The 21,889-nt window shown below is 62.3% G+C and carries 22 protein-coding genes; 17 read left to right on the top strand and 5 right to left on the bottom strand.

Going from position 1 to position 21,889, the window contains the following annotated elements:
* The first annotated feature begins 2 nt into the window (after positions 1 to 2).
* From AQS8620_RS13295 to AQS8620_RS13215, 17 genes are all read left to right on the top strand, one after another.
* Entirely contained in the window at positions 3 to 893 is an 891-nt protein-coding gene (locus tag AQS8620_RS13295; RefSeq protein ID WP_085837422.1) for an SMP-30/gluconolactonase/LRE family protein, read from the top strand.
* The gene (locus AQS8620_RS13290; RefSeq protein WP_085837421.1) at positions 890 to 1,816 is read left to right on the top strand and encodes a Gfo/Idh/MocA family protein; all 927 of its coding nucleotides are present in this window, start codon (positions 890 to 892) and stop codon (positions 1,814 to 1,816) included. The genes AQS8620_RS13295 and AQS8620_RS13290 overlap by 4 nt, the downstream gene beginning before the upstream one ends.
* Positions 1,813 to 2,853 (top strand): aldose epimerase family protein, encoded by a 1,041-nt coding sequence (locus AQS8620_RS13285; RefSeq protein ID WP_085837419.1) that lies wholly within the window; start codon positions 1,813 to 1,815, stop codon positions 2,851 to 2,853. The genes AQS8620_RS13290 and AQS8620_RS13285 overlap by 4 nt, the downstream gene beginning before the upstream one ends.
* A 485-nt stretch (positions 2,854 to 3,338) precedes the next feature.
* Positions 3,339 to 4,502, top strand: coding sequence for an amidase (locus AQS8620_RS13280; RefSeq protein ID WP_085837418.1), 1,164 nt, complete (start codon positions 3,339 to 3,341; stop codon positions 4,500 to 4,502).
* Positions 4,499 to 5,644 (top strand): acyl-CoA dehydrogenase family protein, encoded by a 1,146-nt coding sequence (locus AQS8620_RS13275; protein ID WP_085837416.1) that lies wholly within the window; start codon positions 4,499 to 4,501, stop codon positions 5,642 to 5,644. Before AQS8620_RS13280 ends, AQS8620_RS13275 begins: the two co-directional genes overlap by 4 nt.
* 42 nt (positions 5,645 to 5,686) lie before the next feature.
* Complete coding sequence (locus AQS8620_RS13270) at positions 5,687 to 6,034, top strand: hypothetical protein (protein WP_085837610.1); 348 nt, start codon at positions 5,687 to 5,689, stop codon at positions 6,032 to 6,034.
* Entirely contained in the window at positions 6,031 to 6,555 is a 525-nt protein-coding gene (locus tag AQS8620_RS13265; protein WP_085837414.1) for a nuclear transport factor 2 family protein, read from the top strand. Before AQS8620_RS13270 ends, AQS8620_RS13265 begins: the two co-directional genes overlap by 4 nt.
* A gap of 9 nt (positions 6,556 to 6,564) precedes the next feature.
* A complete protein-coding gene (locus AQS8620_RS13260; protein WP_234990492.1) occupies positions 6,565 to 7,842 on the top strand; it encodes an aromatic ring-hydroxylating dioxygenase subunit alpha in 1,278 nt (425 codons plus the stop codon).
* Positions 7,839 to 8,336, top strand: coding sequence for an aromatic-ring-hydroxylating dioxygenase subunit beta (locus AQS8620_RS13255; RefSeq protein WP_143267528.1), 498 nt, complete (start codon positions 7,839 to 7,841; stop codon positions 8,334 to 8,336). The genes AQS8620_RS13260 and AQS8620_RS13255 overlap by 4 nt, the downstream gene beginning before the upstream one ends.
* Positions 8,337 to 8,341: 5 nt before the next feature.
* Positions 8,342 to 9,097 carry an SDR family NAD(P)-dependent oxidoreductase gene (locus AQS8620_RS13250; RefSeq protein WP_234990498.1) on the top strand — a complete coding sequence of 252 codons (756 nt, stop codon included), beginning with the start codon at positions 8,342 to 8,344 and terminating at the stop codon, positions 9,095 to 9,097.
* A gap of 11 nt (positions 9,098 to 9,108) precedes the next feature.
* Positions 9,109 to 10,074, top strand: a complete 966-nt coding sequence (locus tag AQS8620_RS13245) for a PDR/VanB family oxidoreductase (protein ID WP_143267527.1) — start codon at positions 9,109 to 9,111, stop codon at positions 10,072 to 10,074.
* A gap of 1 nt (position 10,075) precedes the next feature.
* Positions 10,076 to 10,573, top strand: a complete 498-nt coding sequence (locus tag AQS8620_RS13240; protein ID WP_234990491.1) for a flavin reductase — start codon at positions 10,076 to 10,078, stop codon at positions 10,571 to 10,573.
* A 105-nt stretch (positions 10,574 to 10,678) separates the two neighbouring features.
* The gene (locus tag AQS8620_RS13235) at positions 10,679 to 11,701 is read left to right on the top strand and encodes a TRAP transporter substrate-binding protein (RefSeq protein ID WP_085837406.1); all 1,023 of its coding nucleotides are present in this window, start codon (positions 10,679 to 10,681) and stop codon (positions 11,699 to 11,701) included.
* Positions 11,698 to 12,282, top strand: a complete 585-nt coding sequence (locus tag AQS8620_RS13230) for a TRAP transporter small permease (RefSeq protein ID WP_085837404.1) — start codon at positions 11,698 to 11,700, stop codon at positions 12,280 to 12,282. The genes AQS8620_RS13235 and AQS8620_RS13230 overlap by 4 nt, the downstream gene beginning before the upstream one ends.
* A 4-nt stretch (positions 12,283 to 12,286) precedes the next feature.
* The gene (locus AQS8620_RS13225) at positions 12,287 to 13,567 is read left to right on the top strand and encodes a TRAP transporter large permease (RefSeq protein ID WP_085837403.1); all 1,281 of its coding nucleotides are present in this window, start codon (positions 12,287 to 12,289) and stop codon (positions 13,565 to 13,567) included.
* Between the two features lie 10 nt (positions 13,568 to 13,577).
* Positions 13,578 to 14,600 (top strand): ketopantoate reductase family protein, encoded by a 1,023-nt coding sequence (locus AQS8620_RS13220; RefSeq protein WP_085837401.1) that lies wholly within the window; start codon positions 13,578 to 13,580, stop codon positions 14,598 to 14,600.
* Positions 14,600 to 15,376 (top strand): class II aldolase/adducin family protein, encoded by a 777-nt coding sequence (locus AQS8620_RS13215; RefSeq protein WP_085837400.1) that lies wholly within the window; start codon positions 14,600 to 14,602, stop codon positions 15,374 to 15,376. The genes AQS8620_RS13220 and AQS8620_RS13215 overlap by 1 nt, the downstream gene beginning before the upstream one ends.
* A 71-nt stretch (positions 15,377 to 15,447) precedes the next feature.
* Here the strand turns inward: AQS8620_RS13215 and AQS8620_RS13210 are convergent, their stop codons facing one another.
* The 5 genes from AQS8620_RS13210 to pobA form a co-directional block, all read right to left on the bottom strand.
* Positions 15,448 to 15,954: a MarR family winged helix-turn-helix transcriptional regulator gene (locus tag AQS8620_RS13210; RefSeq protein ID WP_085837399.1), complete on the bottom strand. Its 507-nt coding sequence runs from the start codon at positions 15,952 to 15,954 to the stop codon at positions 15,448 to 15,450.
* Positions 15,955 to 16,182: 228 nt separating this feature from the next.
* Positions 16,183 to 18,381 carry an NADP-dependent isocitrate dehydrogenase gene (locus tag AQS8620_RS13205; RefSeq protein ID WP_085837397.1) on the bottom strand — a complete coding sequence of 733 codons (2,199 nt, stop codon included), beginning with the start codon at positions 18,379 to 18,381 and terminating at the stop codon, positions 16,183 to 16,185.
* A gap of 207 nt (positions 18,382 to 18,588) precedes the next feature.
* Positions 18,589 to 19,839 carry a TCR/Tet family MFS transporter gene (locus AQS8620_RS13200; RefSeq protein WP_234990490.1) on the bottom strand — a complete coding sequence of 417 codons (1,251 nt, stop codon included), beginning with the start codon at positions 19,837 to 19,839 and terminating at the stop codon, positions 18,589 to 18,591.
* Positions 19,840 to 19,905: 66 nt separating this feature from the next.
* Positions 19,906 to 20,691, bottom strand: coding sequence for a 3-oxoadipate enol-lactonase (gene pcaD, locus AQS8620_RS13195; protein ID WP_085837396.1), 786 nt, complete (start codon positions 20,689 to 20,691; stop codon positions 19,906 to 19,908).
* Positions 20,691 to 21,872 (bottom strand): 4-hydroxybenzoate 3-monooxygenase, encoded by a 1,182-nt coding sequence (gene pobA / locus AQS8620_RS13190; protein ID WP_085837395.1) that lies wholly within the window; start codon positions 21,870 to 21,872, stop codon positions 20,691 to 20,693. The genes pcaD and pobA overlap by 1 nt, the downstream gene beginning before the upstream one ends.
* Positions 21,873 to 21,889 lie beyond the last annotated feature (17 nt).

The following is a 21,889-nucleotide window of genomic DNA, read 5'->3' as shown; positions in this document are numbered from 1 at the left end:
ACATGGCGATTTTCGACGAACAGGTCTGTCATTTGGGGGAGGGGCCGCTCTGGCATCCGCAGCGCGGCGAATTGTTCTGGTTTGATATTTTGGGCCGAACCCTGCATGTCCGGCGCCCCGATGACGCCGCCCCCGATGCGCGGCGCAGCTACGCGCTGCCGGAACTGTTTTCGGCGGCGGCCTGGATTGACGCAGACCGATTGTTGCTGGCCTCCGAAACGGGGCTGTGGGTATTTGACATCGAAAGCGGGGGCCTGCAGCGTCTGATCGGCATCGAAGCGGATGTCGCGCAGACCCGCTCGAACGACGGGCGCGCCGATCCTTGGGGTGGTTTCTGGACCTCGACCATGAGCAAGAGCGCAGCGCCAAAAGCCGGCGCGCTCTATCGCTATGTTGCGGGCGAAATGCGACAGGTCGCGGCGGAGTTGACCATTGCGAACGCCATCTGTTTTGCCCCTGACAAAAGCTGCGCCTATTACGCCGACACCGCGCTGGGCCTGCTCTATCGCCAAGCGTTGGACGGTGACGGCTGGCCCCTTGGCGCGCGCGAGACCTTCGTGGATTTTGCGGCGCTTGGCCTCAATCCCGACGGGGCGGTGACGCTGGCCGATGGGAGCCTGCGGGTGGCCCTGTGGGGGGCGGGCTGTGTGGTGGCGGTCGCGCCGGACGCGACGCTGGGCGCACGCACGCCCGTTGGCGCGACCCAAAGCAGTTGTCCGGCCTTTGGTGGCGCTGACTTCACCACCCTCTTCGTCACCTCGGCCACCGAACATATGACGCCCGAGGCGCGGCGCGCCGACCCCGATGCGGGCAAAACATTCACCGTTGCGCAGGCAGGGCAGGGCAAAGCCGAACCCGCCTTTCGCCTCGACCTTTGCGGAGACTTCAAATGACACCGATTTCTTTGGGCCTCGTCGGCCTTGGCACGATTGCGCGCAATCAACATCTGCCGGCGCTGGCGGCCACGCCGGCGCTGTCGCTTGCGGCGATCGCAAGCCGCAACGCGCGCCTTGACGATATTGCGGCGTTTTACGATGTCGCGGCATTGCTGGCGTCCGATGTCCGCGTGGACGCGGTGTCGCTGTGCACCCCTCCGCAGGGCCGCTTTGCACAGGCACAGGCCGCCCTGCGCGCGGGCAAACATGTGATGCTGGAAAAGCCTCCCGGTGCCAGCGTCAGCGAGGTGCAAGCGCTTGCGCAACTGGCCCGCGATCGCGGCGTCACCCTGTTTGCGACATGGCATTCGCGCGAAGCGGCAGCGGTCGAGCAAGCGCGCACCCTGTTAGCAAATGCGACGATTCAGCGCGTGGATATCGCGTGGAAAGAGGATGTGCGCCACTGGCACCCCGGTCAGGAATGGATCTGGGAAGCGGGAGGCCTGGGGGTCTTTGATCCCGCCATCAACGCGCTTTCCATCCTCACGCGCATCCTGCCAGACCCTGTGCATCCGACCGGCGCGATTTTGGAAGTGCCTGCCAACAAACAAGCGCCCATTGCCGCGCAGATGTCGATGGTCACGGGGGCGGGCGCGCCTGTCGAGGCGGTGTTCGACTGGCGTCAGACCGGCCCGCAAACATGGGATATCCGCGTACAAAGCGATCTGGGCGAGGTGGTGTTGCAAGAGGGCGGCGCGCGGTTGGTGGTGGCGGGAGTGGCACAGATCAACGCAAGCGATGCCGAATATAAACGCCTCTATGCACGGTTTGTCGACCTGATTGCGCGCGGGCAAAGCGACGTTGACCTTGCGCCGTTGCAGCTTGTAGCGGATGCTTTTTTGCTGGGAGAACGCCGTGTCGTCGAGGCCTTTGTCGAATGAGTCGGCGCGCGGGTTTTGGCACGCTGCCCGACGGGCGCGCGGTGGAAGCCATCACCCTTGAGGCGGGGCAGACGCGGGTGCGCCTGCTTAGTCTGGGCGCGTCGATCCAGTCCATTGTGACGCCGGATCGTGCCGGGGTGCAGGACGATATCGTTCTGGGCCACGACAGCCTCGCGGGCTATCTTGCGCGGCGCAGTTTCTTTGGCGCCACCATCGGACGTGTCGCCAACCGCATCGCTGGCGGGCGGTTTTGCATCGACGGGCAGGAGCATCGGCTTGCGCAAAACGAGGGCACGACGACCCTGCACGGCGGGCCCGAGGGATTTGACCTGCGGCTTTGGGCGGTGGATGCCGTCAGCGACGACAGTGTCACGTTTTCGCTCACCAGCCCTGCGGGCGATCAAGGATTTGCGGGCCGTGTTGCGGCGCGGGTGACCTACCGGCTTGTGCCGCGCGACCGGTCTGTGCAGCTCGACATCGACTACCACGCGACAAGCGACGCGCCGACACCGCTGGGCCTGACCAACCACAGCTTCTTTGCGCTATGCGGTGCAAAAGCCTTGCGCAGCCGCGCGGCTACGGCGCTGGACTATCATCTGCAGGTTCCCGCCGCGCGCTACCTTGTGGTGGATGACGCCAAAGTTCCGACCGGCATCGCAACCGTGGCGCAGACACCTTTTGATTTTCGCAGCCCCCGCCAGCCTCGCGAGGCGATAAACGCAGGTGCCTTGAGCGGCTATGACCATTGTCTGTGTCTGGATGGCGGCACGACCACGCTGGACGATCACATCAGCGGGCGGCGTCTGGAGCTGGAGACCGATCAGGAAGGGCTGCAGGTTTATACCGGCAATGTCATCGCGGGCGGCATCGCCGGGAAAGACGGGCTAAGCTACCGCCCTCACGACGCGATTTGCCTTGAACCGCAGAGCTATCCCAATGCGGTGAATATGCCCGCAAGCTTTGGCGCGCGGGAGACGATCCTGCGCCCCGGTGTTCCCTATCGCGCCGCGATTGTTCTGCGCTTTTCCACAATCTGACCGCCGCCCAATTTTGGGGCTGAAAATCACGAGATGTGCTGCTTGTTTGAGCACATTTTAGTGACAAGTCACCTAAATATTCCCGTATCAGGGGTAGTTTTCCCCCGTGAGCGATTGCGCCGCGCGCAGAGCATCCCGCGGTGATGGCATATGGGCAGCGGGGAGCCTGTGGCACGCATCTGGCGCCGACTCAGCTTGAAAAACTGCCCCAAACCCGTGCTGCGGCCTGCGATGCGCGGCGGGTCTAATCCTTTTTCGAGGCGGGAAGTCTCAGAAAAAAGGCTGTTTTGACGCAGGTTCACAAATCGCACGCGATTTGGGCAGTGCGCGTCAACTAGATGAAATTTCATATTAAATTTTGCACGAGGCTGCCGTGATCCGCGGCCTCTCGCCCGAAATGCGGCCATCGCGGCAAGGCGCGCTATCTCGGTCCGAGATATTGCGTAATATTCACATAAGTTGAGCCGCAGAGCGTAAGGACCACCATGCCCCAGATCGTGACCGATCCCCAGACGATTACCAGACGCCTCGCGCTTGGCGGGGAGGCGCCGCGGGTTCTGATCAAGGAGTGCCTTGGCGTCCAAGGTGTTGCGACACGCTGCGGGTCCCATGCCTTTGAGGACGCGCCCGTTGAAACGGCGCATAGTGCGATTGTCGCGCGCCTTCTCGAGCAGGGATGCGCCATTGAGGGCACGGTCACCATGCATGAATTGGCCTTTGGCGTGTCCGGCGTGAACGCCTATGCGGGCACCGCGCTCAATCCGACTTGGCCGGACCGCATTCCGGGAGGGTCCTCTTCGGGCGCGGCCGCTGCCGTTGCGGCGGGGCTTTGTGATTTCGCCGTGGGCACCGACACGGGGGGCTCGATCCGCCAACCGGCGTGCTGCTGTGGCACTTTCGGATTAAAGCCGACCTTTGGTTCGGTAGACAGGCGCGGCGCGATTCCGCGGGCCTCGACGCTGGATTGTATCGGTCCGCTCGCCGCCACTGCGCCGATGTTGACCAAGGCGGCAAGCCTGATGATCCCCGCTTTCGAGCCGGTTGTTCTGGAGGATTTTTCTCTCAACGGTGTCGCCGTGGCGGCGGAGCCGGATGTGCTTGCGGCCGTTGAGCGCGCGCTTGAGCCTTGGGATGTTCCCTATGTTGCCCTGCCGAGCCTCGAGGCGGCTTTCAATGCGGGCCTCGTTTTGATCAACGCTGAAATAGCGAATGAATTCGGACATTTGGCGCGTTCAAACGCGACGCTGGGGGCGGATGTAAAAACGCGCATCCTTGCCGCGCTCGCGGTGACGGATGCGCAGGTGGACCAGGCCGAGGCCGTGCGCGCGCGGTTTTGTGACGAAGTCGATGCAGCGCTTGCGCGGGTGGATGCGCTGGTCTTGCCGACCATGCCCTGCGTGCCGCCAACGCTCGACGAGGCGCGCGATCCGCAGTCCCTGATCCCGCTGACATCGCTGGTGCGCCCGTTCAACCTTTCGGGCCACCCCGCGCTTACCATTCCGCTGCGCACCGCCGAGGGGCTTGCGGCGGGTCTGCAGCTGGTGGGGCGCAAAGGCGAGGATGCGCGGCTCTGCGCCGTGGCCGAACGCCTTGCCCGACATCTGGCCGATCCGGCCCTTTCTGACCGCCAAACGGAGTGTACCCGATGACCCGACACGAGCCAGCCCTTGCGCGAAAGGCCGCAGCGCTCACCGCTCTGTGTGACACGATCCGCCGGCGGCGCGCAGAGTTCGACCGCCTGCGCCATATCCCCCAAGATATCGTCGAGGGTTTCAAATCCGTCGGGGTGTACCGCGCGTTTGTTCCCACGAAATTCGGCGGGGACGCGCTGACGCCGATGGCGTTTCTCCAGCTTGTGGAAACCATTTCGGCGGCGGATGCCTCGGCCGGATGGGTGGCCAGTTTCGGGGTGTCGTCCACTTATCTGGCCGCCCTTCCGCCCGAAACTTTTGCGCAAATTTACGGGAATAATCCCGATACCGTGTTTGCAGGCGGCCTGTTCCCGCCGCAAAAGGCGCTGCGCGTTGCGGGCGGAGTCCAAGTCAGCGGGCGTTGGTCCTGGTGTTCCGGCGCGATGGGGGCGGATCTGCTTGGTGGCGGAATCAAGGTGGACGGCGATGACACGCCCTTGCCGCGCACGGCGGTGATGCCGCGCGACAGGATCACGATTGACGAAACATGGCGCACCATCGGCCTGCGCGCGACTGGTAGCCATGATCTGGTCGTCGAGAAGGTCGTGGTGCCCGAGGACTGGACCTTTGTGCGCGGTGCGCCCTCGGTCATGGAAGATGCGATTTTCCGGTATCCCGCGATGGCGCTGGCGGCGCAGGTTTTGGCGGTGGTCGCCCTTGGGGCTGCACGTGAAGCCCTTGATTTCATAAGAAATGAAGCGGCAGGCAAGGCCTCGATTACGGGTGCGCCCACGGCGGGATCGCGGCCCTATGTCCAGGCGCATCTGGCGCGCGCCGAAGGCAAACTGGCCGGCGCGCGGGCGCAGTTTTTTGACGCCACGGCGCAGGCCTGGGACGAATTGCAGCACGCGCCAAACGTGTCGCGCGAGACCCATGTGCGCTTGCGCCTTGCCTCGACGGTGGCCGCCCATGAGGGCGCCGAGGTGGCGCGGCTGGCCTTTGTGATGGGCGGCGCCAGTGCGATGATGGCCGATCACCCCCTGGGCCGTTTGATGGTCGATGCGGCCTGCGTGGCCCAACACGCTTTCATGGGGGAAGGCACCTGGACCAGCGCGGGCGCGGCCATGTTTGGCGAACAGACCCCGCCGGGTTTTCCATAGATATTCCAATTTGATTTGATCCCCGAAAAAGGACGCAACAACATGATCCGTACCCTGCTTTGTTTTAACAACCACCCCACTTTCTTTTCTCTGCCCTTCGATCAGATCGGCCCCGTCTGGACGGCAACCCAACAGCTTATGTCGGGGATCGACAAAATGGAGGGCGTCACGATTGTGGGCACTTTTGACGACGATCAGACGCTGGTCGGGGCCACGCAGGGCTTTCCCTACACATGGTATATTCTGGCCGATTTCCCGACACGCGAGGACGTACAAGCGGCCTGCAACCTGCTGCGCACCATCGTGGTCGGGGAGGGCAATGATCGGCTGTGGAAATATATGACGGTCGAGGCCCGCATGGGGCGCGCGCTGGAGATCCCGCAGCTGTGAGCGATCTTGCCGCCCTTTTGCACCGTGTCGCGCGGCTTGAGGCCGAAAGCGCCTGTCGTGCCTGCCTGTCCGATTACATGGACATCTGCGACCGGCTGGATGCCAACACCGACCTAGAGGCGCTGGCTGCGCTGTTTACCGAGGGCGCGGTCTGGGGCGGGGCGGGGGCGCGCTACGCGGCGGATTTCGGTCAGCATCACGGGCGGGCGGCGATTGTGGACTGGCTGGCGCAGTTTTGCACCACGCCGCCGCATTTCGCGATGAACGCGCATTTCCTGTCGTCAGAGTCGCTGACCCACAGGGACGAAGGCGTCACCGGACGCTGGTTGATGCTGCAAACGCCGCGTTTTGCCGATGGGCAGAACTTCGTGATGGCGGCAAGGCTTGTCATTGATTTTAAAAAAGAAAACGAAGCGTGGCGCATGCACCGCTTTTCCACTGAAAACCTCTATGCCCGCGCGGTGTCCGATTGGAACCAGCCCGTGCAGATCCCGTCGCCAACCGGCAGCGTGCATGATTAGAAAGGCTCGATGATGTCTCTGGATTATCCCAAAACGGACGAATTGGTCGCCCCCGACCGCGTCGCAACCCCGATGTACGAAGACCCGGCCCTCTTTGACCTCGAGATGGACAAAATCTTTGGCAAGGCGTGGGTTTGGGTCGGTCATGTTTCGGAGGTGCCCGACAAAGGCTCGTTCAAACTGTCCCATGTCGGCACCCAGCCGGTCATTATTTCGCGCGACCGCAAGAATGAATTGCATGTGCTCGTGAACCGCTGCCGTCACCGCGCGGCCAGCGTCTGTGAAATCCAGAAAGGCAAGACATCGTCCTTTCAATGCCCCTATCACGGCTGGGGCTACGCGCTGAACGGCGAGCTGCGCGGCGTGCCCTACACCGAAGGCTATAACACCGATTTCGACAAGAAAGACTACGGGTTGAAAAAGCTGAAGGTCGAGACCTTCGAGGGCATGATTTTTGCGTCCTTCAACATGGATGTGGAGCCGCTGGAAGACTTCCTTGGCAATGCGAAACCCTGGATTCGCCTGTTCATGAAACAGGGCGGCGGTTTCCCGATCAAGACGCTGGGCGAGCATCAGTTCAAAGTGCCGATGAACTGGAAAATCCAGTTGGAAAACACCACCGACGCCTACCATTTTCCCGTTGTCCACAAGTCCTTCATGCAGTCGCTCGACGGCGAGGCAACCGAACAGTTTTCCTTTCTCGATGACGATGACGGCTGGGTCGAAGACCTTGGGAACGGGCATTCCGTCATGGTGATGATGCCCGAGCTGAACGATCTGGACGAAAATCTCGACGCCCCGATCCCTGAGCGTTTTCAAGATCTTGCCGCCACATTGCGCAAGGATTACGACGAGGATCAGGTCAAGCGGATCGTGCGCGCCGTGGGGGGCTGCGGGTTCAACCTGAACCTGTTCCCGAATGCGGGATGTTCGCTGTCGTTTTTTCGGATTTTGCGCCCTGTGGCGGTGAATGAAACCGAAATCCGCCACATCGCGCTGGGGATGGAGGGGGGGCCGCAAGCGGCCAACCAGATGCGGATGCGCCTGCACGAACACTTTCAGGGGCCGATGGGGTTCGGGTCCCCCGATGATGCCGAAGTGTGGGAACGCGTGCAGCGCGGCTCGGCGGGTGGCCCTGATTTGCCGGTGATGGTCAACCGTGGGCTGGGCTTGGAAACGCCCTCCGAGAACGGCCTGCCCAAAGGCGATGTGTCGGCGGAAACCGGCATGCGCGCGGCCTATGCCCAATGGAAAAAGATGATGGATGCGCCGGAGGCGGTACAATGAAGGATTTTCCCGTGACCGATCTGGCGATTTCTCTTCAGGAGGCTGTCGAATTCGTTTGGGCCGAGGCCGATATGCTTGACGCCTGCGACTACGATGCGTGGCTTGCGCTTTGGGGCGATGGCGGTCACTACGTCATCCCGATAGAGAAAACCGGCGACGATTTCGCCAATATGCTCAACATTGCCTATGACGATGCGGCGATGCGCAAAATGCGGGTCGAGCGTCTGCAAGGCGGGTTTTCGATCTCCGCCGCGCCGCCTGCGCAAACCGTGCGCACCCTGTCGCGCTTTGTGGCCGAGGCGGTGGATGACACCACGATCACGCTGCGCTGCGCTGAACATGTCGTCGAGGATAAATTCGGCCGCCAGCGCATTTTCGCGGTGAACCTGACCTACACGCTGGTGCGCAGCGAAACCGGCATTGCGATCCGTGACAAGGTCGCGCGCTTGCTCAATTCCAACGGAGTGCTGACCTCGATCAGCTATTTGTTCTGATGGGCGTGCCCTTGCCCGATGTTACCCAAACCGCCGTTGTCACGGGGGCTGCGCGCGGGTTCGGGGCGGTCGCGGCGCGGGCGCTGCACGCCGCAGGCTACCGCGTGGTCTTGACCGATATCGACGGCGATGCGGCGCAAGCACTGGCGCTGGAACTGGACCTTGCGGGGGAGACAGCCGTTACGGCCAGCCTCGATATTGGCAAGGCGCAGGACTATCAAATCGTGCTCGACAAGGTGGTCGAGCGCTGGGGGTCTTGTGAAGTGCTGGTCAACAATGCCGCGCGCACCGAGGCCAAGCCCGTTCTCGACATCGACCCTGCGGATTTCAACGCGATCCTTGCGATCAATGCGGGCGGCTGTTTTGCGGGCTGTCAGATTTTCGGGCGCCATTTCAAAGAGCGCGGCTATGGCCGTTTGATCAACATGGCCTCGCTTGCGGGGCAGAACGGCGGCACGGCGACCGGCGCACATTATGCCGCGTCCAAGGGCGCGATCCTGACGCTGACCAAAGTGTTTGCGCGCGATCTTGCCGCCTTTGGCGTGACCTGCAACGCGATTTCTCCGGGGCCGATGGACAGCCCGATGGTGCATGCCATCGTGCCGCCCGAAAAGATGGACGGCTTTTTGGCAAACCTGCTCACGGGCGCGCTTGGAAGCCTCGATTTCGTGGCGAGAATGGTGGTCATGCTTGCAGGGCGCGATGCGGCTTTTGTGACCGGTGCCTGCTGGGACGTGAACGGCGGGTTGTACATGCGATGAGGGATGTTGCGATGACACAAACGGAGACCGAAAGCCTTGAGCATGATGTGATCGTCAGCGCGCGCCACAAAGATCTGGGCGATATTTTGCGCGTGACCCTTACGGGCGCGGACCTGCCGCGCTTTAGCGCCGGCGCGCATATCGACGTGCTGGTGGACATGGTCGGGGGGCCGGTCTGGCGGCAATATTCGCTCTGTGGTGATCCGGCAACGCGCGACAGCTACACGCTGGGCGTGCTGCGCGACCCTCAGAGCCGTGGCGGATCGCTGGCCCTTCACGAGGGGGCGAAACTTGGCGAGCGCCTGCGCATCGCGGGGCCGCGCAATCACTTTGCCCTCACCCCCGAGGCCGAGCTGAGCGTCCTTTACGGCGGCGGTGTCGGCGTCACGCCGATGATTGCCATGGGCCTGGAACTGGCGGCGGCTGGCAAGGCATTCACGCTGCACTATTCCACCAAATCGCGCGCGCGCACCGCGTTTCTGGATGTGGTCGAGGCGGCGCCTTTTGCGGGGCGCACGGTCTTGCACCCTTCGGATAGCGCGCGGCTGGACCTTTTGGCGGATATCCCCGCACCAAGCGCGGGCACGCATCTCTATGTTTGTGGCCCCGAAGCCTACATGGCGGCTGTGATCGCGGCGGCCGAGGCCAAGGGCCATGCGCCCGACCACATCCACCGTGAATATTTCGCCGCCGATGTGGACACGACGGGCGACAGTTTCGAGGTCTATGCGCAGGCCTCTGACGTCACCGTCACCGTCGGGCCCACCGATACGATTGCCAAGGCTCTGGCCAAGGCGGGCATCAAGATCGAGGTGAAATGCGAGGAAGGCGTTTGCGGCACCTGTGTGACGGATGTGATCGAGGGCGAGATTGACCACCGCGACATGTTCCTCACCGAGGACGAGCGCGCGGACGGCGATCAAATCTGTGCCTGCTGTTCGCGGGCCTGCTCGAAACGGTTGGTGCTGGATGTCTGATGTGAATTCCCGTGAGAACACGAGCGCCCTGTTTCGCGAGGCGATGAGCCGTCTGGGGGCGGCCGTGACCGTGCTGACGACCGACGGGCCTGCGGGCAAACACGGCATGACGGCGTCGGCGGTGTGTTCCGTCACCGACAGCCCGCCCACTTTGCTGGTCTGCGTGAATACGACCAACCGCAGCCACGACCTGTTTGTGAAAAACGGCACGCTGTGCGTCAACGTGTTGAGCGGCGCGCATCGCGATTTGTCGGGGCATTTCGCGCGCCCCTCCGATCACGACCGCTTTGCGACGGGCGATTGGACACAGGGCGTGACCGGCGCGCCGGTGTTGCAAGACGCCGCCGTCGCTTTCGACTGTCAGATCACCGATCAAAAGAGCGTCGGCACCCATTCGGTGTTCTTTTGCGAGGTCCAGCATATCGCGATCGGACAACCACAGGCCGAGGGGCTGATCTGGTTTGGCCGCGATTTTCACCACTTGCGCGCGGCATGTTGATTTAGCTGTGCAGACGACCCGCCGACCACTGGCCCTCCGCCAAGAAGAGGGCAAGAATGACGCGGCACCACCAACAAGACCAACACACCAATAGGGAAACGCTTCATGAAATACCTCCTCCCCAAAACAGCGGCCGTGACGGCGCTTGGGCTGATGTTCTCGCTCCCCGCTTTTGCCCAGACTACGCTGACCGTGGCCAATTGGTTGCCGCCCTCGCACCCGCTGGTGTCGGATGTGATCGTTCCGTTGACCGAGCAGATCGCCGAGGCGACAGGTGGCAATGTCACCGCCAATATCCTGCCCGCACCGCTGGGGCCGCCTGCCGCGCATTTCGACTTTGCCGTAAACGGCGTGGCCGATATCACCTTCGGGGTGCAGGGCTATAACCCCGGCCGGTTCAAAACCACCAATATCGCCGAGCTGCCGTTTATCGGGGATAGCGCCGAAGCCATGTCGGTCGCCTATTGGCGCACCTTTGACGCCCTGTTGAAAGAGGCGGGCGAATACGATCAGGTCAAGGTTCTGGGCGTTTTCACCCACGGTCCGGGGGAAATTTTCCTCAAGGATGTCGATGTGTCCGACCCCGATGTGCTCAAGGGTCAGAAACTGCGTGTTGGCGGCGGAATCGTTCACGAAGTGGCCTCCGCGCTGGGGGCTGTTCCTGTCGAGGGCCCATCGTCCAAAGCCTATGAGCTGCTCAGCCAAGGCGTGGCGGACGGAATTCTGTTTCCGCCGGAATCCGTCAGCTTTTTCAAGTTGATCCCGCAACTCGACACGGCGATTACCGTGCCCGGCGGCCTCTACAATACCTCCTTTTACGTCATCATGAACAAGGCGAAATGGGACAGCCTGTCGGCCGAGGATCAAGCCGCGATTGACGGTGTGACGGGCGAGGCTTTGGCCCGCATGGCAGGGGCGATGTGGGACCGTGTGGATGCAGAGGGCGTCACCGCGATGGACGGCAAAATCACCATCACGCCCGCGACCGATGCCCAGCTGGCCGCTTGGACGCAGACGCTTTCGCCCATCGTGGCGGCAAAAATCGCCGAAGTGTCGCAAACCGGCATCGACGGACAGGCGGCCTACGACATGTTTCTGTCCGAAATCGACGCGGTTTCGGCAGAATGAGCCCGCTGACCTCGGCACATGTAACGACCCCTCCGGCAGGCACAAGCTTGTCGGGGGAACAGTCTACGGGGGAACCCTCGGCGGGGGGACAAAGTCCCTCGCGCACGGGGCAGGTTCTGAACCGTGTGATTGCGGCCTGCGGTGGCGTCATGTTGATGGCGATGATGGCGCTCACTGTGGTCGATGTCATCGGGCGCTATATTTTCTCGGCGCCGCTGACGGGGGCAGGGGAATTGACCGAACTGCTGCTCGCAGCGACGATTTTTCTGGGCCTGCCAGCGGTCAGTCTGAACAATGAACATGTCACCGTCGATCTGGTCACCGACCGTTTGGCCCAGCGGCTTCAACCCTGGCGCAAAGCGGCCATCGGGCTGGTGTCGGCGCTGGTGCTGGTGGTGGTTGCCTGGCGCATCTGGGTCTATGCGGACCAGATCGCAGCCTATGGCGGATCGACCTCGTCGCTGCGGATTCCCATCGCACCCTTGGGCTATTTTTGTGCCATCTGCACGGTTGTCGGTGCCGCGTTAAGCGCCGCTGTCCCCCTCATCACACTCTTCAAGTCCTTCAAAGGCAAAAGGTAATTCCATGGAACATTGGCCCATCGGCATGGCGATCCTCATGGCGCTGCTCTTTGCGGGGGTGCCGATCGCCTTTGCACTGGCAGGCATCGGGCTTGTCGGCCTGATCGCCATCATTGGCCCGCTGCCCGCGCTTTCCCTGCTTGGCTCGGCGTTTTTCGACAATGGTCGCGACTATTCCCTGTCGGTGTTGCCGCTGTTTTTGATGATGGGCAATTTCGTCGTGCAATCGGGTATCGCGGATGAACTTTACGCCTCTGCCTATGCGTGGATGCGGCACCGCAAGGGCGGGCTCGCAACGGCCACTGTGATTGCCTGCGGGGCGTTTTCCTCGGTCTGCGGCTCGTCCATGGCGACGGCGGCGACGATGACGCGGATCTCGCTGCCGTCGATGCGCAAGTTCGGCTATCCCGACCAGCTCTCGACGGCCTCGATTGCGGCGGGTGGCACGCTGGGCATCCTCATCCCGCCCTCGGTCATCCTTGTGTTTTACGGCATTCTGACCCAGCAGGACATCGGCAAGCTGTTCCTTGCGGGCCTCATTCCGGGCGTGATCGGTGTCATCGGCTATGCCATCGCGGTGCGCCTGTCGATCCACTTTGGCAAGCTCGACCTGCCGGTGGAATCCAAACTGCCGCTGCGCGCACGGCTGCGCGCGCTCAAGGGGACAATGGGCGCGCTTATCCTCTTTGTCTTCGTGATGGGCGGCATTTATCTGGGGGTGTTCACGCCCACGGAAAGTGCCGGCATGGGCGCAGCGGGGGCGCTGTTGCTGACCATTCTGCACGGCAAGTTCAGCTGGGCGGGGCTGCAGTCGGTCCTGTTTGATACGATCAAGACCACCGCGATGATGTTTTTCATCCTCTTTGGCGCGCTGACCTTTACCAACTACGTGAACATGTCGGGCATGACGGGCGACATCCAGAGTTTTCTGGGCGGGTTTGGCGACAGCCGTTTGCTGCTGATCCTCGTGATCCTGTGCATCTATCTGCTCTTGGGATGTGTGCTGGAAAGCCTGTCGATGATCATGCTGACGGTGCCGGTGTTCTACCCGATCGTCGCGGCCCATGGCATCGACCTGATCTGGTTTGGCATCTTTGTCGTGATGGTTACCGAAATCAGCTACATCACGCCGCCCGTGGGGATGAACGCTTTCGTGCTGCGCTCGGTGGTGCCCGATGTGCGCCTTGGCACGATCTTCAAAGGGCTGACCCCCTTTGTGATGATGGATGTGGTGCGCGTGGCCCTGTTGACGCTTGTGCCGTCGCTCGTCCTGTTTTTGACCTGAGGACAGACCTATGACACCTCTTGAAATCGCCGTGATCGGCGCGGGCAATATCGGTTCGGCCATGGCAGTCCTGCTGGCCAAAGGCGGCGCAAAGGTCACCTTGGTGGCGCGCGGCGCGCGGGCGCAGACGGTGCGCGACACCGGGTTGACCCTAATCGCCAAAGGCACGCCGCATTGCGCGCAGGTCGCGGTGACCGAGCGGCTGGAACGGCCGCAGGACGCGATCTTTGCCTGCGTCAAAGCCCATGATCTGCCCGCAGCCCTTGCACAGCACGCAGGCGGAATCGGCGCGCAAACGCAGGTGGTGCCGATGGTCAACGGCATGCCGTTCTGGTTCTTCGCGGATGATCCTGACGCCGGTGCGGTGCCCTGCGTCGACCCCGAGGGCACGCTGGCGCGGCTGTTGCGCCCCGCGCAGGTTTTGGGGGCGGTGCTGTTGATGACCGTCGAGTTGGACGCGCAGGGGCGCGCGATTTCCAACAATACGCCCACGCTAAGTCTTGCGCCTGTCGCAGAGGGGGCGGATGCGGCGGCGCTTGGGCGACTGGCGCGGACACTGCGTGCCGGTGGTGTGGCTGTCGATGTTCCCGAAGCGATCCGCCAAAAGGTCATGGTCAAACTGCTGGCCAATTTTGCCACCAACCCGCTGTCGGCGCTGACGGGGGCAACGCTGCGCGCGATGGGCAGCGATCCGGTACAGCGCGCCATTGTCTTTGGCCTTGCGGATGAATTTCGCGCGCTGGCGAGGCCGCTTGGCTATGCCTTGCCCGACAACGCGTGGCTGGGCGATCTGTTGCTCGATGCCGGTGACTTTGCGACCTCGATGCTGCAGGACGCGCGCGCGGGGCGGCGTCTGGAACTGGATGCTATCGTGCATGCGCCGCGCGACATGGCGCAGGCGCGTGGCCTGACGATGCCGCTGGTGGATGCGGTGCTTGACCCTCTGTCGACAGCGCGCGCCCTGCCACTTGGCGATCCCGGCGCGCTGCTGCGCTCTCTTTCTTCAATTGCCTCTTTCGAAAGGACTTTGTGATGAACAAACCTGCGCCCGTTTGTGCCGACCCGCTTGCGGGCAAAACCGAAGCCGAGTTGCGCGTCCAGCTGGCCGATTTTTATCACCTCGTGAGCTATCTTGGCTGGACCGAGCTGATTTTCAACCATATTTCCGTGCGCCTGCCCGACAGCGCCGGTGGTGGTCATAGCTATCTCGTCAATCCCTTTGGCCTGCACTACGACGAGGTGACGGCGCAGAACCTGATCAAGGTCGGGGTCGATGGCAAGCTGATCGAAGACACGGGCTACAAGGCCAATCCCGCGGGCTTTGCCCTTCATGGTGTGATCCACGAACACCGCGCCGATGTGGGCTGCATCGTGCATACCCACACCACGCCGCTGTCTGCGATCACGATGAAAGGCTTTCCCATCGACCATAACAGTTTTTATGGCGCGCAGCTTTACGGGCGGGTGGGCTATCACACGTTCGAAGGCATCACGCTTTACGATACCGAACGCGCGCGGATGCTCGAAAGCCTGGGCGACAAACATGTTCTGGTGTTGAAGAACCACGGCATCGCGGTGTGCGAGGCGGATATTCCGCTGACCTTCATGTTGCTGTGGACCGTGCAGCGCGCGGCGGAAATACAATGCGCTGCCGCGGGAATTCCGGGGCCCAATTCGGTGCTGCCCGAAGAAACCAAACTGCGCTGCGCGGCGGATGCACAGCGGTTGAAAGACAATTCCTCTTTTGCCGAATTGCTGTTTGACGCGATGGTGCGCAAGATGAAGCGCGAGCGCCCCGAATTCGCCTAAAGGTCGATCTTAGCTGAAAAAGCCCGCGCACAGGGAACTGTGGGCGGGCTTTTGCGTGCACCGATGGCGGGTCAAAGTTTCTTGAAAACCCGTTCCAGCAGCAGGTTCATCACCATCTGCTCCTCGCGTGACAGGTCCTCAAAGGCGCGCTTGAACACCTCGTCGGCAATGGCGCGGGCTTTCTTGCGCATGTCGTGACCCGCTTGGGTCAGGGTGACTTCGGTCACGCGCCCGTCGCTGGCGCGCGCGCCGGTGACGACCAATTCCTGAGCGGTCATGCGCTGGATGATTTTCGTCGCCGTGTTGGGTTTGATGATGCAAAAGGCGGAAATTTCCGAAATCGACAGGCTTTGGTCCTCATAGAGCGACATGAGGACGCGCCAGTAGGCGATATCCATGCCAATGTCTTTGAGACGCGCTTCCATCACCTGCATGTAACGCGCCGAGGTCTGGGTGATCCAGTAAAACGGCCAGTCGGCTTTGTGAAAACTGGCCTCATGGGGGGGCTGGTCTTGCGCGGTTTCGCCCGAGGAGCGGGGCGCAAAGGGAAGCACGGAATGGGAAGCAGGTTCGGTCATAGATGTCCTGTCGCACGGAGGCGCGGGTTGGACGCACGGGGTGCGCGCCGTCGGAAAAAAGCCTAGCGTAGCGCTTTTGCGTAAAAAAGATGAAGTATCACATTTCGCGCTTTCACAAGTGTGATTGCGGCGTTTCATCTGTGCAGTCCGGCGGCCCAGACCCGATGTGCCCAAAGAAAAAGCGCCGGATTGCTCCGGCGCTTTTCCAATTTGCGAGGATGGGACGGTTTAGCCGATGATGGCGTTCAGCGTGGCCGAGGGGCGCATGACCGCTTCGACCTTGGCCGGATCGGCGTGGTAGTAGCCGCCCAGATCAACGGGCTTGCCTTCGGCGCCCAGCATTTCCGACAGGATCGCCTCTTCGCCATCGGCCAAGGCTTTGGCGACCTTGCCAAAATGTTCGGCCAAGGCAGCGTCCTCGGTCTGCACGGCGAGGGCTTCGGCCCAGTAGCGCGCGAACCAGTAGTGCGAGGTGCGGTTGTCGTCTTTGCCCGCACGGCCCTGCGGCGACTTGCCGTTTTCGAGCAGTTTCTGCGTGGCGATATCGACAGCGGCGCCCAGCACGGCAGCGGCGGGTTTGTCACGGGCTTCGGCAAAGAAGTTGAAGCTTTCGCCCAAGGCGCAGAATTCGCCAAGGCTGTCCCAACGCAGGTGGTTTTCCTCGAACACCTGATCCATGTGCTTGGGCGCGGTGCCGCCCGCGCCGGTTTCAAACATGCCACCGCCCTGCATCAGTTTCACAACCGACAGCATTTTGGCCGAGGTGCCCAGTTCGAGGATCGGGAACAGATCGGTCAGGTAGTCGCGCAGCACGTTGCCCGAAATGGTCACAACGTCGTTGCCCTTGCGCATCTCTTCAAGGGTGAAGCGCGTGGCCTCGCGCGGCGCCATGATCGGGATGTCGATGCCTTCAGCGGCCAGAATCGGCTTTACCGCTTTGATGATTTGCGCGTCATGGGCACGGGTCGCATCCAGCCAGAAGGCGGCTTTGCCGGTGACCTTGGTGCGCGCGATGCCCAGTTTCACCCAATCCTCGATCGGGGCCTTGTTGGCCGACGACGAGCGCCAGATGTCGCCCGCTTCCACCGTTTGTTCGTGCAGCACATCGCCATTGTCGAGCACGATGCGGATCGTGCCGTTGGCGGGGATTTCGAAGGTGGTGGGGTGGGAGCCGTATTCTTCGGCCTTTTGCGCCATCAGACCGACGTTGGACACCGCGCCACAGGTGGTCACGTCCAGCTTGCCGGTTTCTTTGAAGTATTCGATGGTTTCATCATAGATGCCAGCATAGCAATTGTCGGGGATGCAGCACTTGGTGTCGGCTTCCTTGCCGTCCGGGCCCCAGCCTTTGCCGCCTGCGCGGATCACGGCGGGCATGGAGGCGTCGATGATCACATCCGAGGGCACGTGCAGGTTGGTGATGCCCTTGTCGGAGTTGACCATATAGAGCGGCGGCTTGGCAGCCATGGCCGCCTTGTAGTCGGCTTCGAGGTCGGCGTTGCCCTTGATCTTGTCTTCCAGACCGCCAAGGCCCCCATTGGGATTGAACCCCAGCGCCTTGACCGTCTCGCCGTGTTTGGCAAGGAAATCCTCAAGGTAGACCGACACGAAATGGCCAAAGAGGATCGGGTCGGAGACCTTCATCATCGTCGCCTTGAGGTGGGCGGAGAACAGAACACCCGGCTCGACGGAGGCGATTTGATCCTTGATGTAGGCCCGCAGGGCTTTGGCGGACATGAAGGTCGCGTCAACCACGGTGCCTTCTTTGTAGGACAGACCGTCCTTGAGAACGCTCTGGGTGCCGGTGGCATCGGTAAAGGTGATCTTGGCACCGCCCGCTTGCGCGGCGGTGATGGTCGCGGAGACCTCATTGGCAAAGAAATCATTGCCGGACATGGAGGCCACATGGGTTTTGCTATCGGAGACCCATTCGCCCATGCGGTGCGGGTTGGCTTTGGCGTATTCCTTGACGGCTTTGGCCGAGCGGCGATCCGAATTGCCTTCGCGCAGCACGGGGTTCACCGCCGAGCCCTTGATCGCATCATAGCGCTTTTGCACCGATTTCTCTTCGTCGCTGGCGGCGTTCGCGGGGTATTCGGGCACCATGTAGCCTTGGGCGCGCAGTTCTTTGATCGTGGCGTTCAACTGCGGCATGGAGGCCGAGATGTTGGGCAGTTTGATGACGTTGGCTTCGGGGGTTTTCACCAGCTCGCCCAGTTCCGCCAGATCGTCGGAAATGCGCTGATCTTCGGTGAGATACTCGGGGAAAACAGCCAGGATGCGGCCTGCGACGGAAATATCGCGGGTCTCGATGGTAATGTCGGCCGCTTTGGCAAAGGACCGCACGATGGGCAGCAGGGAGCCGCGCGCCAGTTCGGGGGCCTCGTCTACGATGGTGTAAATGATGTCAGGGGTTTTCGTCGACATGGATCGTCTCTCCGTCCTTTCCCCGATGCCACGTGGCTCGGGGGTTGCGCCAGATGTGGGGCGGCAGGTCAGAATCCGGCCCTGTGCCGCTCGCTCGCTTCCCGCTTAAATCGCGGGGGCGGGCAAGTCAATGTGTGCCGTTGTATACCGTAAGCGCTGCATTCATTTTAGGCAGGCTTTGGCCAATCGCCCGCCGTTCTTGCGCGCTCAGCCATCGGGGCGCTGTTTTCGCTGCCACAGGACCAACAATCCCATCGCGCAGATCAGCATGAGCGAGGACAGTAAAAACGGCGCTCCGGGGCGCGGGATTGCCACGCCTTCATGGGTGAATCGGGCAAAAATCCACGTCATCACCAAGGGCGACAGGATCGTGGCGACCGCCATGACGGAGGCGACAACCCCCTGCAATTCGCCCTGCTGGTCGTCGGGGGCAGCGCGCGACATGATACCCTGGATCGCGGGGCCGACAACCGACCCGAGCGCCGAGATGGGGATAAAGACGAAAATCCACAGCGGCGCGGTGATCACCCCGTAGGCGGCAAACACCACGGCATCCAGCGCCAGCCCGCCAAGGGCGGTGCGATAGGCGCCAAAGCGCTTGATCGCGGGGGCAACCAGCAAGGCCTGGGCAATGGCCATGCAGATGCCGAAGGTGGCCAGCGAATAGCCGACCTTATCCGGCCCCCAGCCGAAATTGGCCTGCCCGTAAAAGGCCCAGATCGCCGGATAGACGAAAAAGGCAAAGTGATAGAGGCCAAGCAGCAGCAAAAGCGGCGCAAGCCCCGGCAGCTTGCCGATGGCCGCAAAGGAGGCGAGCGGATTGGAGCGGCCCCATGAAAAGGCGCGGCGTTTGTCGCGGGGCAGGGACTCGGGCACGACCAGCGCCCCGAAGACGAAATTGACCCCTGCCAGCACGGCGGCGGCATAGAAGGGCACGCGCACATCCACCGTGGCCAACAGCCCGCCGATCAACGGACCAAGGACGAAGCCCGCGCCAAAGGCCGCGCCGATGTAGCCAAAGGATGTTTCGCGGTCCTCGGGCGCGGACACATCGGCCATATAGGCAGTCGCGGTGGAATGGGTCGCCGCCGTGATCCCCGCCAGCGTGCGGGTGAGCAGCAACAGCCAGATCGTATGGGCCACCGCCATGGCCAGATAGTCCACGGCCATGATCGCCATGGCCGACAGCAGCACGGGTTTGCGCCCGAAGCGGTCCGACAGGTTGCCCACAACGGGGCCGAACAGAAACTGCATCACGGCAAAGGAGGTCGCCAGCACCCCGCCCCACAGCGCGGCGTCCGAAAAGGAGCGCCCCGTGAGGTCGCGGATCAACTCGGGCATCACCGGAAAGATCAACCCGATGCCGATGCTGTCAATCGCCACTGTGGCCAGAATGAAGACCAGCGGCAAGCGGGCGCGCGCGGGAGCGGGGGCGATCGGGGGGATGGTCTGCGACACGGGGCACCGGCTTTCACGAAAGAGTCTGCGCGCAAGATATGTCCGCGACGGCGGGCTTGGCAACGCTTAGAGATGGCCGATGTCGTGCAAAAAATCCGTCAGTCTTTGGGCGAAGGCCTCGGGCTGGTCGATCATGGGCAGATGGCCTGCGCGATGGATCAAAGCGAACTGTGATCCGGGCACCAAAAGCTGCGTTTCGCGCACCAGATCGGGCGGGGTTGACCCGTCGTGCCCGCCTGCAATCGCCAGAACAGGCAGGCGCAGGCCCGATGTCGGCGTGTAGAAATCCGTTCCACTGATCGCCGCGCAGCAGCCTGTGTAGCCCTCGGCCGCCGTCTCGGCCACGCGCCGCGCACAGGCCTGCGCCGCCTCGGTTTTGCGTGCCGCGGGGCTGAACCATTTGTCCAACGCCGCCGCAGCAATCGCGCCGGTGCCTGAGCGCTGCACCTGGGCGATGCGCTCGGCCCAGAGGGCGGGCTGGCCGATTTTGGCAGCGGTGTTGGACAGCACCAGAGCGCGGATCTGGTCCAGCCGCTTGACCGCCAGCCCCTGCGCGATCATCCCGCCAATGGAATTTCCGACAAACACCGCATCGCGCACTTCCAGCGTATCCAGCAGGGCCTCTGCGTCGCGCACCAGCGCGCCCATCGTGTAGGGGGCGGGCGGGACTTCGCTTTGGCCATGACCGCGCAGATCAAAGCGGATCAGGCGCAATTGGGGGGGCATCAGGGCGACCACCGCGTCCCAGACGCTCAGATCCAGACCCAGGGCATGGGCAAAGACAACGGGCGCGCCTTGCGGTGCGCCCGAGTCAACAACATTGATTTCGATATCGCCAATCGGCAGTTTCATCAGTAGGGCAGACCTATGTAGTTTTCTGCCAGAGCGCGCTGGGCGGCTTCGTTGTCGCGCAAGAACGCCATTTCCGCGTCCTGCATTTTGCGATCGAAGTCGGTTTGCTCGGGGAACCTGTGCAGCAGGCTTGTCATCCACCAGCTGAACCGCTCGGCTTTCCAGATACGGGCTAGCGCTTTGTGCGAGTAGGCGTCAAGACCCGCGTCCGAGTTCTGGAGGTAGTGTTCGACCAGCCCGTGAAAGAGGTAGTGGATGTCGGAGGCGGCGGTATTGAGGCCCTTGGCGCCCGTCGGGGGCACGATGTGGGCCGCATCGCCGCACAAGAACAGCTTGCCCCAGCGCATCGGCTCGGTGACGAACGAACGTAGCGGCGCGATGGATTTCTCGATGCTCGGCCCCGTCACCAGCGCCTCTGCGGCGCGCTTGGGAATGCGCTTTTTCAACTCTTCCCAAAAGGCCTCGTCAGACCAGTCTTCGGGGGTGTCGGTGAGCGGGACCTGCAAATAGTAGCGGCTGAGCTGGGCGTTGCGCATGGAACACAGGGCAAAGCCGCGCGGCGAATTGGCGTAGATCAGCTCGTCGTCGACGGGGGGCGTTTGGGAAAGAATCCCAAGCCAGCCAAAGGGATAGACCTTTTCGTATTCGCGGCGAACATCGGCGGGAATGGTCTGGCGCGACACGCCGTGAAAGCCGTCGCAGCCCGCCACGAAATCGCAGTCGATGCGAAACTGTTCGCCGTCGCGGGTGAAGGTGACGTAGGGGGCCGCGCTATCGGCGTCATGGATGGTGGTCTCTTGGACGTTGAACTCGATGTGGCCATTCGTGGCCTCGCGCGCGTCGTAGAGGTCGCGCGTCACTTCGGTTTGACCGTAGATCACGACCGGTGTGCCGGTGAGCGCGGTGAAATTGATGTGGATCTCGTCGTCGCCAGACGACAGGATCGTCCCGTCATGCACATAGCCCTCGGCATCCATTCGCTCAAAGACACCCGCCTGACGCATCAGATCGACGAACCCCTGTTCCAAAACGCCGGCGCGGATGCGCCCGAGCACGTAGTCACGGGTTTTGCGTTCCAGCACGATGCTGTCGATGCCTTTGGTGTGCAAAAGCTGTGACAAAAGCAGGCCAGAAGGGCCGCCGCCAATGATGCAAACTTGGGTTTTGAGCTGCGTCGTCATGGAATCCTCCCCGATCC

The sequence above is a fragment of the Aquimixticola soesokkakensis genome, assembly GCF_900172375.1.
GTDB classification, from domain to species: Bacteria; Pseudomonadota; Alphaproteobacteria; order Rhodobacterales; family Rhodobacteraceae; genus Aquimixticola; species Aquimixticola soesokkakensis.
This window is presented reverse-complemented; position numbering and strand designations above follow the sequence as displayed.